The 15590-nt window shown below is 46.1% G+C and carries 13 protein-coding genes; 8 read left to right on the plus strand and 5 right to left on the minus strand.

All coding sequences use genetic code 11. The annotated features are described in order from the left end of the window. Nucleotides 1-5: 5 nt before the first annotated feature. The 4 genes from ABDW33_RS16165 (at nucleotide 6) to ABDW33_RS16180 (ending at nucleotide 3600) form a co-directional block, all read left to right on the plus strand. Nucleotides 6-869, plus strand: coding sequence for a serine hydrolase (locus ABDW33_RS16165; RefSeq protein ID WP_343691116.1), 864 nt, complete (start codon nucleotides 6-8; stop codon nucleotides 867-869). A gap of 19 nt (nucleotides 870-888) precedes the next feature. Continuing rightward, nucleotides 889-1275, plus strand: coding sequence for a hypothetical protein (locus ABDW33_RS16170; protein ID WP_343691117.1), 387 nt, complete (start codon nucleotides 889-891; stop codon nucleotides 1273-1275). Nucleotides 1276-1773: 498 nt separating this feature from the next. Further along, entirely contained in the window at nucleotides 1774-2061 is a 288-nt protein-coding gene (locus ABDW33_RS16175) for a hypothetical protein (protein ID WP_343691118.1), read from the plus strand. A gap of 828 nt (nucleotides 2062-2889) precedes the next feature. Then, nucleotides 2890-3600, plus strand: coding sequence for an alpha/beta hydrolase (locus tag ABDW33_RS16180; RefSeq protein WP_343691119.1), 711 nt, complete (start codon nucleotides 2890-2892; stop codon nucleotides 3598-3600). Here the strand turns inward: ABDW33_RS16180 and ABDW33_RS16185 are convergent. Beyond that, the gene (locus ABDW33_RS16185) at nucleotides 3570-4967 is read right to left on the minus strand and encodes a carboxylesterase family protein (protein WP_343691120.1); all 1398 of its coding nucleotides are present in this window, start codon (nucleotides 4965-4967) and stop codon (nucleotides 3570-3572) included. The genes ABDW33_RS16180 and ABDW33_RS16185 overlap by 31 nt on opposite strands. A gap of 358 nt (nucleotides 4968-5325) precedes the next feature. Between ABDW33_RS16185 and ABDW33_RS16190 the strand changes: the two genes are divergently transcribed. The 3 genes from ABDW33_RS16190 (at nucleotide 5326) to ABDW33_RS16200 (ending at nucleotide 9576) form a co-directional block, all read left to right on the plus strand. Beyond that, nucleotides 5326-6420, plus strand: coding sequence for a VWA domain-containing protein (locus tag ABDW33_RS16190; protein ID WP_343691121.1), 1095 nt, complete (start codon nucleotides 5326-5328; stop codon nucleotides 6418-6420). Between the two features lie 99 nt (nucleotides 6421-6519). Continuing rightward, nucleotides 6520-8028: a magnesium chelatase gene (locus tag ABDW33_RS16195; protein WP_343691122.1), complete on the plus strand. Its 1509-nt coding sequence runs from the start codon at nucleotides 6520-6522 to the stop codon at nucleotides 8026-8028. A 234-nt stretch (nucleotides 8029-8262) separates the two neighbouring features. Further along, a complete protein-coding gene (locus ABDW33_RS16200; protein ID WP_343691123.1) occupies nucleotides 8263-9576 on the plus strand; it encodes a Gfo/Idh/MocA family oxidoreductase in 1314 nt (437 codons plus the stop codon). 212 nt (nucleotides 9577-9788) lie between these two features. On the opposite strand, the gene ABDW33_RS16205 is transcribed toward ABDW33_RS16200, so the two are convergent. Both ABDW33_RS16205 and ABDW33_RS16210 read right to left on the minus strand, forming a co-directional pair. Continuing rightward, nucleotides 9789-10295: a GNAT family N-acetyltransferase gene (locus ABDW33_RS16205; RefSeq protein ID WP_116855468.1), complete on the minus strand. Its 507-nt coding sequence runs from the start codon at nucleotides 10293-10295 to the stop codon at nucleotides 9789-9791. Nucleotides 10296-10519: 224 nt separating this feature from the next. Beyond that, a complete protein-coding gene (locus ABDW33_RS16210) occupies nucleotides 10520-11734 on the minus strand; it encodes an MFS transporter (protein WP_343691124.1) in 1215 nt (404 codons plus the stop codon). Between the two features lie 107 nt (nucleotides 11735-11841). Between ABDW33_RS16210 and ABDW33_RS16215 the strand changes: the two genes are divergently transcribed. Beyond that, a complete protein-coding gene (locus ABDW33_RS16215) occupies nucleotides 11842-12720 on the plus strand; it encodes a LysR substrate-binding domain-containing protein (RefSeq protein ID WP_343691125.1) in 879 nt (292 codons plus the stop codon). On the opposite strand, the gene ABDW33_RS16220 is transcribed toward ABDW33_RS16215, so the two are convergent. Next, a complete protein-coding gene (locus tag ABDW33_RS16220; protein ID WP_343691126.1) occupies nucleotides 12721-13950 on the minus strand; it encodes a hypothetical protein in 1230 nt (409 codons plus the stop codon). Nucleotides 13951-14214: 264 nt separating this feature from the next. Next, nucleotides 14215-15567 (minus strand): amidohydrolase family protein, encoded by a 1353-nt coding sequence (locus tag ABDW33_RS16225; protein WP_343691127.1) that lies wholly within the window; start codon nucleotides 15565-15567, stop codon nucleotides 14215-14217. Nucleotides 15568-15590 lie beyond the last annotated feature (23 nt).

Below are 15590 nucleotides of genomic sequence, written 5' to 3' on the forward strand. Positions count from 1 at the left end.
CAAACATGAAATGGCTATTTCTCTTATTACTACTGCCGGTAATGGCTTTCGCCCAGCATGACCAGCGACTGGAACAGGGCTTGCGTAATGTGATCTCCGGTTTTCGGGGAGACGTGGGCATCTATGTCAGGAACATCAAAACCGGGCATTATGCGGAGATTAATGCGGATACAGTATTTCCTACCGCCAGCATCGTCAAGATCCCTATACTGATCGGGGTATTTGACAAGATAGAGAAAGGTAAACTGCAATACCATCAACCCCTTGTATACAGGGACAGCGCCAAATACGGCGGCTCAGGCATAATGCAATATTTTAAGGATAGCACAGATACAGAACTCAGTGTACTATTGGCACTGATGATGTCTTACAGTGACAATACGGCTTCCCTCTGGAACCAGGCGCTTGCCGGTGGCGGAGAAAGAATTAACCAGCTCATGGAGCAATACGGCATGCTTGTTACCAGGGTAAATTCCCGCACGGCTGGCCGCCAGGAAATATGGAAGATCTATGGCTGGGGAATGACCACGCCTCGTGAAATGGCAACGCTGATGCTAAAAATCCGGAATGGAGAAATCATCAGTAAGTCGGCTTCAGAAAGAATGTACCGGCTCATGACCCACCCTTACTATGACGAAGGAGCCATTTCAGCCATTCCTCCCTATGTGCAGGCAGCACATAAATCTGGTGCGGTAGATGCATCCAGGTCGGAAGTCGTGTACGTGAATGCCCCACATGGGGAATATGTCTTTTATGTGGGGACTAAAAATATTGCAGATCAAAGCTGGACAGATGATAATGAAGCATCTAATCTGATTAGAAAAGTATCAAAATATTTATGGGAATACTTTGAGAAGAAAAAGGCATGATATTTATTTGTAAAAAAGTATGATCCGCAATATATTCCGCATATTATTAGGCTTATTTCTGATCTTCGCAGGTATTGGTCACCTTACCTTTGCGAGATATGAATTCGAGGCACAGGTACCTTCCTTTGTACCGATGAATGTTGACCTCGTGGTATTACTTTCCGGCGTAGTAGAAATTCTGATGGGCCTGGCGCTGATTTTTGTCCGGAAATACCGCGTACAGGTAGGCTGGTTCATTGCCCTTTTCTTTGTACTGGTATTCCCAGGCAATATCGCACAGTACATACATCACAGAGATGCTTTTGGTCTCAATACAGACACCTTAAGGTTAATCCGCCTGTTCTTCCAGCCGGTGTTAATATTATGGGTTTTATGGGCTACTAACGGGCCACGAAGTGCTTCCTGACGCCGTGAGAAGCCAAATCCAGAAGACGTTAAAGACAGGTGAGCAATATTTTCATGAACACTTCTCTATAAGCTGAATTGTCATGTAATAGTTTTATCAACCTTAGCATAAGGCGCCCCACTTTCCATAGACCACATCCTTGTCCGGGTGCTGTCTGCCCCGCAATGGTGATGTTTTGAGACACTACAATCCGGGAAAAGATATAGCGCGTGTTACCCGTTCCAGTACAACAGCGCTGTTGGGCTGGCTTTTCGCATCAAAAACACACCTTTCGCTATCGTTCAGGTTGGCTACATTTTTTCCCTGGCGGACAATGCCAAAGCCACCGAAACGTTCGTCTGCATGGTAGCACAAAGCTTGCGCAGATAGCGCATCAGGAAGTAATAGTTTTCATAGAAAACACGGATTAAAAATTACCATAAAAATAACAGTCATTCCTGCTTTAAAACTGCCTGACAAATGGCCTGCGTTTTGCCTGACAATTATAAACTCAAACATATGACCAGGCAAATCACAATCAACCTAGATGGACAACAGTTCATGCTGGACCTGGAATTCGAACAACGCGATCATTCCATCGTCTATCATGTAACTCCCAACAAGCATTTCAGTGATCAGATCCCCACAGGATTTGAAATGATTCAGCACGATACAGACAAAGAGGGCGCACCCTCTTACGACGCATCAGGTCTGAGTGAGCAGGGCAAACTAATCGCTGAAAGCATCAGTCAACAAATCAGTCTCCTGCCACCTCAGTTTAAAGGCGGAAAACCTGCTGAGGCATAAGATATTACCCGCCGGAGATCTTCATTAGCCAGCATTTTGGCCATGAATTGCAGATATTAAATAATATGCCCGAAGCACAGCGCCTCGCATTCATAATTTAGTTCAGACCATCTGAACGCTGTTCTTCGGGCATTTTCAAATTAACTACAACAGCCTGAACTTACTTGAGCTAACCTGCCATCGATCCTTATTCCCCCTCATTGAAAATATTACCCATAGACACAAGAAATCACTTCATATTACCCGTAAGTCGACTAAAATCTTGCGGATGGTATGCTTTTTCTTCCTTTTTAAGCATCATGAGCGCAACTTCAAAAGACAAAAGGAGTTAAACGACAACGCACGCACCTTGTCCACAGAAGGTTACAGCCGATTTAACAGTAAATAACAATACAATTCTGACTCTGGCACACTTTTCTCATTTACTGTAATAGATGTTTAAAACGCCTGCAGACGCCACCTTAAACAACATTATTGATCACAGTTTATTCAAACCTAAACATCATGAAAAAGCTAAAATATTTCATCATCGCAACATTATTTGTAGGCACCATTAGCTTAAGTAGCTGCGTAGTAGAACACGGTTATGGTTATGGTCCTCGTTATCACCACCACTACCATGGCTGGGGTTATTACCATCACTATTAACAGTTCCGTGTTCCAAATAAACGAGAGAGGCTGGATTGCTTATTGGGTAGGCATTTCAGCCTCTTTTTTGCAATACAGATGTGGCAAAATGAATTATGCTGTTACAGGGTGCTTTCCACAAGTCAAATATTCCCTTACGGGAATCATCTTTGTTTTACAGTTTTCTTTATTTTGCAGCCCATGAAACCCCGGATGTTATTTCTCCACGGCGCCATAGGCGCATCCAGTCAGCTGAAAGCGATTGCTGCAGATATAGCTGCACATTACGACATCTATTTCTTTGATTTTCCAGGACATGGTGGACAACCGCTGCCCAATGAACCGTTTTCGATCCCCTTTTTTGCTGAATCAGTAGCCAACTATATCCGCTCACAAGATTTAAAGCACGTCACAATCTTTGGCGCCAGTATGGGTGGGTATGTTGCTTTGTATCTGGCAGCTACACAACCGGGATTGGTTGATTACATTATTACACTTGGTAGTAAATTTCACTGGGATCCTGCCGTAGCAGAGAAAGAAACGAAGATGCTGCAGCCAGCAACCATGCTGGCCAAGGTGCCTGCTTTTGCATATGCATTGGAAAAAATGCACGCTCCTAATGACTGGAAAGTCGTCGTGGAAAGGACGGCACAGATGATGCGTCAATTGGGAGAGAATGCGCCGTTGCAGGAAGATTATTTTAAAAACATCAATATTCCCGTGCTGCTATTACTCGGTGACCGCGACCGGATGGTGTCTTTTGAAGAAACAATCCAGGCGTATAAATTACTGCCGGATGCAGGTTTTGGAGTTTTGCCCCATACCCCACATCCGGCAGAACTGGTCAATCCGCAGCTGGTAACCGCAGTTATATTATCCAGTCAATCCAATAAAAAGCCCATGGCAGGATAGTCAGGATCTTCATACCCGGAGATCTTCGATTCGCGGGTAGGCTCTCCGTAGATCATCCCTATCTTCCGGCTATCGTATTTTGTCCAGGGATTCCTCCCCCTGATAAAATTTACCCAGTCAGCATGAATCTTTACCTGCAAATCCGGGTTGGGGAGCGGATGATTACTACCCCAGATATATCCCAGCTCCTGGCCATGGGTAGCGGGCTTTCCATGATCTGGCTGCTCAAATGAATACAACCATACATTTGCCTTTTGCGCTGCTAATACGTTTGCTAACCGGTACGTGTGCAACTGGTACATAATCCTGCTCAGTGTTTGTATGATCCCGGCAGTATCTGCGGGCACCTGTACAAGATCTCCGTTTTTCCCAAACCAATCTCTTAACACTGCCAAATCCGGATGATATAACCGCCTGTCTATATTCATAAACAACAATGCTTCGGCCTTATTACTCCCGAGCAATACCCGTACATCTTTCAGTGGGTGTTTTCGCAGCCAGTTGTAGGCATCGCTGTAAACAATCCTGTCATCTGCCATTGGTCCGAAGTAATTCGTACCCGATGCGCCTTTCAATACCTTCGCCTGTGCCGTGATGATGTCATTGACTGATAAGTTCAGCAATTGCTTCGGGTCAGTAATGCCCAATGTATCCATCAGGCGCTTCCTGATGGCTTTGGCCGTTGTAACATCCCTGATACAGTTTACGCCACCGCTCTCCAGTACCAATTGGCTGTATTTTCCTTTTGCCGCAGGCGCTACCAGCAGTACACTGCTCAGTTTTGCCCCGGCAGACTCTCCCATTACTGTGACGCTACCAGGGTCTCCGCCAAATGCTGCGACGTTTTCCTGAATCCATTGCAGGGAAGCGATCAGGTCCAAAACAGCGTTATTGGCCGCCGTCTCATATCCTGGTACATCTCCCAGGTATAAAAACCCGAACGCACCTAAACGATAGTTAATGGTAATTGTAATGATACTGTCATGGTCTGCAAACGCATGTCCATTCATCCACATCCCCGTCCCTCCGGTCATTCCACCGCCATGTACCCATACTACTACCGGCTTTTTCCCTTTTACGCCGGGGGTATACAGGTTCAATCGCAGGCAATCTTCTTCCCCTACAACCCTCCCGTCAAATTGCGGCGCAACGGGTCCAAAAGTCGTGCACGAGAGCGTGTCTTTCCATTCTGGCCTGGTGGTGGGCGCTTTAAAACGTGCCGCACTGGCATAAGGTATTCCCTTAAAAACCAGGATGCCCTGTTCTTCAACACCTTTGACGTAACCTTGTGTTGTTTTTACCGTCTGAGCCGTGGAAATAGCGCATTGGAGGATGATGGCCAATGCTGGTAGTACTGATCTTAACATGCTGATAAATTTATAAAAATTGCAGTACATTCACGAAATTCCTATTTTGAGGAAACTGTTATACCCGCTATCACACCTGCCTTCTGAGACATTTTTGCCAGCGATGCCCGGGACAAATACATTTTCAGCGAAGGTATCGATCAGAGGGAATCTTGTTTTTCGCGGGTTCTAAATATTGAACATGAACAAATTTTACTTTTTTATATTACTAACGCTGCCAGTTTGCGCAAGCTGCCAGGAGAATAACTTCATAAAATCACCACTCAGCTGACTTCCTCCCCCCTATTTTCAGTTATAACAGTAGAATAACACCCCCTCATTCCGCAGTTCCGACAAAATTCCCTAATTTAGAACTATTATGAGAGGCTTACATTTTTCCAAATTTGAACCCGACGAGCAGGGAAAATCGCCATTTGAGAAATTACTTGACGTGTTTACCCAACTGCTGACTTACACCAGCGGCGATGTCAGCGAAGCACTGCAATGGCTGACCGAACTGGACAAAGAATACCAGCTGACCAACGAAGACTACGGAATCGGAGACTTCATTCAGGAATTAAAGGAAAAAGGATACATCCGCGACAACGAAGAAAACGGCAGTATTCAAATCACCGGAAAAACCGAACAGAATATCCGCAAACGTGCCCTCGAAGAGATCTTTGGTAAACTGAAAAAGTCAAACGTGGGCAATCATAACACCCGCAAATCAGGACAGGGTGATGAACTCAACGCAGACACCAGACCTTACCAGTTCGGCGACGCACTGGAACAGATCGATATGACAGCGTCCATCCGCAATGCCCAGATCAATCATGGTATTGAGAGCTTCTCCATTCATCAGGACGACCTGGAAATACAGGAAACAGATTTCAAAACACAAACTTCGACCGCCCTGATGATCGACATCTCCCACTCCATGATCCTCTACGGCGAAGACCGCATCACCCCCGCCAAAAAAGTAGCGATGGCCCTGAGTGAACTCATCACCACCCGCTACCCCAAGGACACACTGGACATCATCGTTTTTGGCAATGACGCCTGGCAGATAGAGATCAAAGACCTGCCTTACCTGCAGGTAGGCCCTTATCATACCAATACGGTAGCAGGCCTCGAACTTGCTATGGATATCCTGCGCAGGCGCAGGAACCCCAACAAACAGATCTTTATGATCACCGATGGAAAACCAACCTGTCTCAAAGTCGGCAAACAATACTACAAAAACAGCTTCGGCCTGGACCGCAAAATTCTGAATCGCACATTAAACCTCGCGGCACAGTGCAAAAAGCTGAAAATTCCAATCACTACCTTCATGGTAGCTACCGACCCGTGGTTGCAAAAGTTCGTGACTGAGTTCACCGAAACCAACAACGGGAAAGCGTTTTTCTCTGGTTTGGATAAATTGGGGCAGTTCTTATTTTTCGATTTCGAAAACGGGAAAAGAAAAGTGCTGTAAAACAGGTTGCTTGAATCAAATAAGCATCCTTCATTTTCCAACACCAAAATTGAATACCGCTGTAAACTCAATTGTAATCAGTAAAAATCTTATCAATTAATGAATATCAACATCAGAACGCTAGGTGAGTTAAAGAAGAGTGGATATAAACCTAAAACTGTCAAAGAAGAAATCAGACAAAACCTGATTAAAAAACTACAGCAAAAAGAGATCACTTTCCCAGGTATCATCGGCTACGAAGACACCGTCATTCCCGATACAGAAAGAGCTTTACTGTCCCGTCACAATATACTCTTCCTCGGCCTGCGCGGCCAGGCCAAAACCCGTATGGCAAGGCAAATGATCTCCCTGCTGGACGAATACATTCCCATCGTGGAGGGCTCCGAAGTGAACGACAGTCCCTTCGACCCATTATCTAAGTATGCCAGGGACCTGGTCGCTGAACTTGGTGACGCCACCCCTATCTCCTGGCTGCCCGCAGAAGCCCGCTATGGCGAAAAACTCGCTACTCCGGACGTGTCTGTTGCAGACCTCGTTGGCGACATCGATCCTATTAAAGCGGCCAACCTGAAACTCAACTACGCTGATGAAAGAGTGATCCACTTCGGTATCATTCCCCGCTCGAACCGCGGCATCTTCGTCATCAACGAACTTCCCGACCTGCAGGCACGTATACAGGTATCGCTGTTCAACATCCTGCAGGAAGGTGATATACAAATCCGCGGCTTCAAAGTACGCATGCCGCTGGACATACTCTTTATCTTCACAGCCAACCCGGAAGACTATACCAACCGTGGTTCTATCGTGACGCCGCTGAAAGACCGTATCGAAAGCCAGATCATCACCCACTACCCAAAGAACGTGGAGAACTCCCTGCTCATCACAGAACAGGAAGCCAATGTGCACGAAGAACAACAACACGTGCATATCAGTGACATGATCAAGCGCATGATTGAACAGGTCGCCTTCGAAGCACGCAACAGCGAGTATGTAGACAAGAAATCAGGTGTTTCTGCACGCCTTACCATTGCTGCCTACGAGAACGCGGTAAGTGCCGGCGAACGCAGAGCCATCATCAACGGCGAGAAAGAGACCTTTGTCCGCATCGCGGATCTGCAGGGTATTATTCCCGCTATTACCGGTAAAATAGAACTGGTGTACGAAGGTGAACAGGAAGGCCCATTACAGGTAGCCGTGAACCTGCTCGATAAATCCATCCGTACATTATTTGCCACATACTTTCCAAATCCCGATTCTTTTAAGAAACGGAGCAAACAAGTGCAGCAGGCCGAAAATCCTTACCGCCAGGTAATCCAGTGGTTCGACAAAGGCAATGCCGTACAGTTACTGCAGGATGTAAGCGACAAACAATACGAAACTGCACTCTCAAAAGTAGATGGTCTGAGAGAACTGATCAAAGGCCGCTTTCCGCAGGCGAACAAACAGGAGCAGCTGCTGCTGATGGAATTTGTACTGCATGGACTGGCTTCCTATTCTCTCATCAGCAAGAAAGTAGTAGAGAATGAAACCAGGTTCAGCGACCTGCTGGGCACAATGATGAATTTCGGAACCAGTGCCGGTGAGGAAGAAGAGTCAGAAGACTTTTAATTTTAAAACGGCCACCTGCCAATAAACAAACCCCGTGGATCTTGCCATTAGCAAAATTCACGGGGTTTGTTGTCTTTTAGACACTTTTTACCAATTCATAAAATCAGCCACCAACCTGTATTTCCTACGCTTTTCCTGCCCCAAAAGGCGCAAGTTTGCGCTAAGTCTTTGAACTTTAAATATCTTCCTGTAAGATATTTTTATATCTTGTATACCGTCTCAATCCCCCACTTTATGAACACATCACGTAGAAATTTCATCCGTTCCGCGTCCACCCTTGTAGCAGGTGCCGGACTAGCAGCTTCCCTTCCATCCACCTTGCGGGCTACATCCCCCAGTGACAGGATCAATATTGCTGCCATAGGCATCAATGGCATGGGATGGTCCGACCTGACATCCATGCTGAAAAACCCGGCCACGAACTGCGTCGCACTCTGTGATGTAGACAAAAATGTACTTGACAAAAGAGCTGCCGAACTGGCCGCCAAAGGAATCAATGTCAGGACATATGGTGACTACCGCCAGTTGTTGGAAAACAAGGATGTAGATGCGGTCATTATCGGTACACCCGATCACTGGCATTGCCTGCAAATGGCAGATGCTGTATCTGCCGGCAAAGACGTGTATGTCGAAAAGCCTATTGGTAACTCCATTTCAGAGATCAGGGCCATGGTGGCCGCACAGGAACGCACGAAACGCGTGGTGCAGGTAGGCCAGTGGCAACGCAGCATGCAGCACTTTAATGATGCTATCGCCTTTGTACACAGTGGCCAACTTGGCCAGGTACGCCTCGTGAAAGCATGGGCCTATATGGGCTGGATGCATTCCATTCCGGTTAAACCTGATAGCGAACCACCTGCTGGCGTAGATTATGCCGCCTGGTTAGGCCCTGCTGAAAAAAGGCCCTTCAACCCCAACCGGTTCCATTTCAATTTCCGCTGGTATTGGGATTATGCGGGTGGCCTGATGACAGATTGGGGAGTACACCTGCTGGACTATGCACTGCTTGGCATGAAAGCGACTGATCCACGATCTATCATGGCCGCCGGTGGTAAATTTGCTTACCCGGACGATGCCGCAGAAACACCGGATACCCTCACCACCGTATACGAATTTGAGGGATTCAATATACAGTGGGAACATGCCATAGGCATCAATGGTGGCCCGTACGACAGAGACCATGGCATTGCATTTATCGGGAACAAAGGCACCTTAATTCTCGACAGAGGTGGGTGGGAAGTGATACCTGAAAAAGCGGATGGAAAAGATAAGATGGAAGCCGTACCACGCAGACTAAAAGTTGATAACGGACTGGATAAGCATACTACCAATTTCCTGGATGTGATCAAATCCCGGAAACTGGATGACCTGCATGCGCCCATCCAGGCAGGTGCCCATGTGGCTAAAGTTGCCCAAATGGGCAATATAGCCTATAAAACGGGCCAGAAACTACATTGGGATACCGAACATCAACGATTCAAAGAAAAGGCCGGAAACAAGCTTATAAACGGTCATTATCATAATGGTTACCATCAGCCGAAATCATAAAAATCATCAACCGCTGATGCCACATGCATCAGCGGTTGATAACAAGACACACCTCTCCCCTTCTGCGTCAGCATTCAATCAATTGCAAAATTCTAAAAATGGAAAACACAAGGGGGTAGGTACGCCTCAACGCGTAAATATCACACAACAACTACCTGGCAATCATTGTACATGTATTACCACTGGAGTTACGCTATAAAAAGCAGCCTTAATTAAGCTGCATTACCTGCACTTTCGTTCTCTGTTTCAAGGCTCATGGATAAATAAACAGCATCACTGATTGGATTATCATAGTATGCAGCAATAGGCCTGAAGCCCAGTCCTGTGTACAGGTCTATGGCACGACGCATGTGCGCGAGGGTATCCAGCAGGATCCGTTTATATCCCAGTTTGCGTCCGGCTTCGATGGCACTTGCTGCCAGCGCTTTGCCCACACCATGACCTTTGTAAGCATCCCTTACAAACAGGCGTTTCATTTCACAGGTTGAATTTTCAAATGCCCTAACAGCTACACAACCCGCAGGCTGCCCGTCTACCAGGGCCAGGAACAACGCGCCCTCTGGTGCTACATAAGCAGGTTCAGGCAGGTTACTCAATTCTTCTTCGAAACGCTGAAAGCTCAGATCTACACTCAGCCAGTTAGCATACTCCCTGAAGAGGCCTTTTACCTGCTCCAGTCTTTTTACATCATCCTTAGTTACTTCTACAATTTCCAACATACACTTCTTGGTTTGGTTACAAAAAATACAAAAGCCTCCTGAAGCATCAGAAGGCTTGATATCTATTACTGTAAAATATTACTTTACAATTAACTCAACGTCAGCGTCCTTTGCATTCACAAAGCCTTACTGCTCACTTCCCTGTACAAATAGGGAGGGTAACAAATATAACTAAAAACAATTAAAAAAGAAAGAGTATTGAATAATTAATATGTAATTAATACTTACTTTTTAGGTTTCACTAACAACAGGCTGCCAAACACCAACACAAACAGTACGCCGATAAATATTTCCCAGTTCCATCTTTGTAATGCAATCCCCGTCGTACTGCCCACTAGACTGGATCCCAGGTAATAGAACAACCAGTACAGGGAAGTCGCCGTACTCTTCCCTTGCTTCGCCTGTTGTGCAACCATTCTGCTGGCCATGGTATGCGCTCCGAAGAAAGCAAAGGTAAATATACCCAATCCTATAATTATCAAGCCGACACTTTTAGTCAGTAAGAACAATAAGCCGGGTACAAGCAGTAACATAAACACCCTTAATATTTTATCTGCAGGATGCCTGTCTGACCATTTCCCTGTTACCAATGAACCCGCTACGCCCGTTGTATACATCAAAAAGATAAATGCGATCAGGTAATGTGGCAGATAAAACGGCGCACCTTCCAACCGGAACCCCAGATAATTGTACACACTCACAAACGCACCCATGATCAGGGCTGCTACAAAATACAACCGCACAATCAAAGGATCCCGGAGAAACTGCCCCATATGCGCCAGCTTCTGCCTTGTCTGTACCTTGCCAGGCGCAAAGTGCCTGGATGCAGGAAATACCTGCGCAAATACCAGCCCCAATACCAGACTGCCAGCCCCAATACCTACCGTCGCCCACTGCCAGCCCCACCAGCCAGACATCAATGTAGCACCTACTCGTCCCATCATACCACCCATGGTATTACCCGCCAGGTACAAACTAATTGATTGCCCTAATGATTTTGCATCTACTTCCTCTGATAAATAAGCCAATGCAACCGCTGATACACCACTTAACACAACTCCCTTCAAAAAATTGATGGCTATCAGCAATTCAAAATTCCGTACCGCTGCTGATAACAATGTAAGCATCGTCGAAATGATCATTGAACTCACCATCAACTGTTTTCTGGGAAACCGGTCCGCCTTAAACGCAAATAAAAATAACCCTGTTGCCATCCCCACCGTACAGGCAGACACCGCCAGACTACTGTGCGCTGGCGTAATATTAAACTCCTTGCACAGTAAAGTCAGCATCGGCTGAAAAAGATACAACTGTGCAAAAACCGACAACCCTGACAAAAAAATACCAAACCTGATACGTGTATACCGTAAACATCCCTTCACTGCTTTTTGTCTTTCAGGGCGCATTCTGAACACCCCGGGTTCCGCTACCGCTTGCATAATCCTTGTATTTATTACACAAATTTATAACGGCTATTCGATTCGTAAACATGGTATTTTTCTATGGTTATCATTGGTAAAACCGATCGATGATTTACATTTGTTCCATGGAACTACGACAGTTGCGCTATTTCGTGAAAACAGCCGAAATTCTGAATTTTACAGAAGCGGCAGGCATGCTTTATATCAGTCAAAGTACCCTTTCTCAGCAGGTCAAACAACTGGAAGAAGAACTGAATACACCACTTTTTGACCGGATCGGGAAAAAAGTGATGCTTACGGAGGCCGGCAAACTCTTTCTACCCTACGCCAGGCAAAGTATTCAGCATGCTGAGGATGGTCAGCACCTGCTGCAGGATCTTCAGGAACTGGAAACCGGTGAACTGGCTATCGGGGTCACTTATGGCCTGCAGGCACTCCTCACCCGCACCCTGATAGAGTTCTCTGCACGCTATCCACAAATCAGGATCATTATGGCATCAGGTACCTCTCAGGATCTACTGGAAAAACTCAGGGAAGTACAGTTGGATTTCGTCCTCTCCTTCACCCCCGCTCAAAAAAATGACGTGCTCATATCACAAACATTGTTCGAGTCCCGTTTGTCCCTGATCGTACCGGTGAATGATCCTTTAACCAAACGTAAAAGCGTAGATATAAAAGAAGTGGAAAAACTACCGCTGCTCATGCCTTCAAAGGGATTTAATACACGCAGCTTCCTGGACAAAATGCTGGAGAAAAACAAGATCTATCCCGATATCAAAATGGAGCTAAGCGATATCAGTATTCTCTTACAACTGGTCGCAACCGGCCGGTGGTACACTATCCTGACCACAGCTTCACTGGTTGGCCAAACAGCCGTACAGGCAGTGATGATCACGGGAAAAGAAATGAGCAGACAAGCCACTATTTCCTGGCCGGCCAATGCCTATAGAAAGAAAGCCGCGATCGTATTTGCAGAAATGCTGCAACAATTTGGAGGAGAATAATTAAAACGCTTCACCCAGCATCATACTAAAGCGCCCACCCGTACTGCTAATACCGTAATCAAATGCAACGTTGGTATTAGACCGCTTATTGAACTTCACTCTTAAACCTGTTCCCACAGCCGGATGTGGGGCAGTAAAACGATATTCATCCAGCTCTGTCACTGCATTCATATTCGCAAAAACCACGAAGCCCAGGAAACCATTCCGGGTAATATCCCTGCGGTATTCTGCTTCCAGGTCCCATAAACCTTTACCCCTATACCTGTTCTGCGTCATCCCTCTGCCACTGTGTGTAGTGGGGTCCCAGCCAATACTCGGTAAATCAAGATATGGGGTTTTATTACTCAGTGCTGTCCAATAAAAGCCCCATAATGCCAACACATTCTGGCTGCGTTCATCACCAAAGTGCAGATACCTTCTGTAATCTACATACAGCGAAGGCCAATTATCCGTACTTCCCAGCCAGCGGAAATTATACCGCAATACTGTATTGAAATAATACCCTGCCTGTGGGTTAATAGAGTTCTGGCGGGCATCTTTCTGTACATTCAGCGTAAGTCCGGAAGACAGGGAATGCCTGCCCGGCTGGGTGCCATATTCATAATGACTGAATTCCGGCAGCGACACACTATCATTGTTCCTGAACCGGATGGCTGAATACCAATCCAGCATGTAACCCATACCAGCCATCCATTTTCCACCATCTATTTTATGCAACCAGGTCTGGTAGAACCTGAAATAGTTATTATATAACAGCTCCTTCTCGTCGTTCGACACACCCTTTCCCAGCCCCCAGGTATACTGAGGGTTGATCATAAAACTTAAATCGCCGGTTACATTATCTTTATTGCCGGTCAGCCAGATATTACTGTGAAAGCTAAAAGAAAACCGTCCGCTGAAGGAAAATGAAGGGGCAAACGACACGTTGGACAAATTCGTAGATTTCCTTGGTCCCATATAAAAAGCCGCATTGGTACTGGTGATCAGCGCTACCCCACCACCCGGGATATTGGTAGGAATAGGTACTAATGAATAATACACCTTTTTGTCTCCTTTCTTCGGCATCTTCTTGCCATGAATATGAAAAGTCTTGCTGAAGATGTCGATCAGGTCGAGTTTAGGTACGGTATCTACATCATAACCATAGTCTCTCCTCCTTCTTGGGATTGAATCCTGGGCAATGGCATCGTACGTAAGCGTCAATAATATAATAAATAATAGTCCCTTCATTACAGAGAAGGATATAAAATACTGTGCCACAATTCAGTCCGCTACAAATTGACCAGGATCATTGATTTGTTTGAGAATGATCATTTCCCGCACAACAGTACCACCCTACCTTAGCAGCGATAATTATTCGAATTACTCACAATTAAATAACCCAACGGGATAACTTTTTATCTAATTGGTTTGATAACAAACACAGGCGATCAATAAGTAAAAGAGATCAGATGATCAAATGCAAACAGCCGGCTTAGCACCGGCTGTTATTTTTTATTTTACCGAAGGTCCGTTACTGACCAGCTTTCCTGCCTTGTAAACAGCGAATATCTTCCTCGTATTCCTGATATCTTTCGCAGGATTTGCATCCAATACAATAAAGTCAGCACACTTACCTGACGCAAGCGTTCCAAATGCATTGTCTATTTTCAATACCTTCGCACCATTGCGGGTAGCTGCTGTAATAGCCTCCAAAGGCGTCAATCCTGCCTGCACCATCAATTCCAGTTCCAGGTGTTCACTAAAACCCTGTGCCCTTACCGGCGTAGCACCGGAATCAGACCCCATAGCTATGAGTACACCGGCGGCCCGCAGCTTTCCGACATTCTGTAAGGCAATTTCGAATGCGTGTACATTTCTCTCATAATCCGGTGCATTCTTTAGATTTTCCTGGTATTGTGGACTGGTGATTTTCTCATATACACCCGGTTCCAGCGAGGCCCTGAAGAAAGGATCATTGACCCATTCCGGTCTACGGGCATAAATGTAGGCGTACTCATCTAGCGATAACGTTGGAATATATACAACATGCTTCGCTAACATTTCTTTGATCAGGGCATCATCTATCACGCTGTCTCTTACACTGTGCGCAATAATATCGACTCCTGCCGCGACTAACGAACGGGCATCAGCCAGGTAATATAAGTGTGCTGCGACACGCAGATGATGTTGATGCGCCTCTTTAATAATAACCCTGTAAATGGCGGTATCCATTTTCGGGAATTTTTTATTGAAATCATCGACCCAGATCTTGACCAGTGTGGGTTTCAACTCTGTAAGACTATCCATTTCCGCAGGCACCTGGTCTACAGAAGAGGGTCTGAACACACTGTCCATCGCCATGGCAATAGGTGGCGCGCCATTGGGTACCCCAAATCCGTAACCGGCAGAATGCAGGCGGGCACCTGGCAGTAAACCATTCTGCGATGAATCGCGCAGGCCGGTATGAAAAAGCATAGGCCTGTCAGTACCCATCACCTGTACATTCGTCACTCCATAGTCCGCATATTTTTTCAGTTGGCGGAGAATATTGTCCCGCGTATAGTTTTCTCCTTTATTAGCAGTGTCTTTTAGCGTACCAATGTGCATATGCGCACTAATCATTGCCGGCATGATGGTTTTGCCTGACAGGTCAAGTACGGTGGCTCCATCGGCAGCAATGTTCTCACCGATTGCAGCGATGCTATCTCCCCTGATCAGCAGGTTGGTATGAGCAACAGGCGCGCCTCCATTGCCGTCGATGAGCGTGACGTTCTTCAGTAATAATACAGGATGCTTCGCATTACGTTGAGGCCGTTGGCAGGCAAAGAGTCCCAACAACAGAAATATGTGGAAACTGTTTTTCATAGCTGGCTGTACCACAAGTTAAG

Origin of the sequence: Chitinophaga sp., assembly GCF_039596155.1 — a bacterium.
In the GTDB taxonomy this organism is placed as follows: domain Bacteria; phylum Bacteroidota; class Bacteroidia; order Chitinophagales; family Chitinophagaceae; genus Chitinophaga.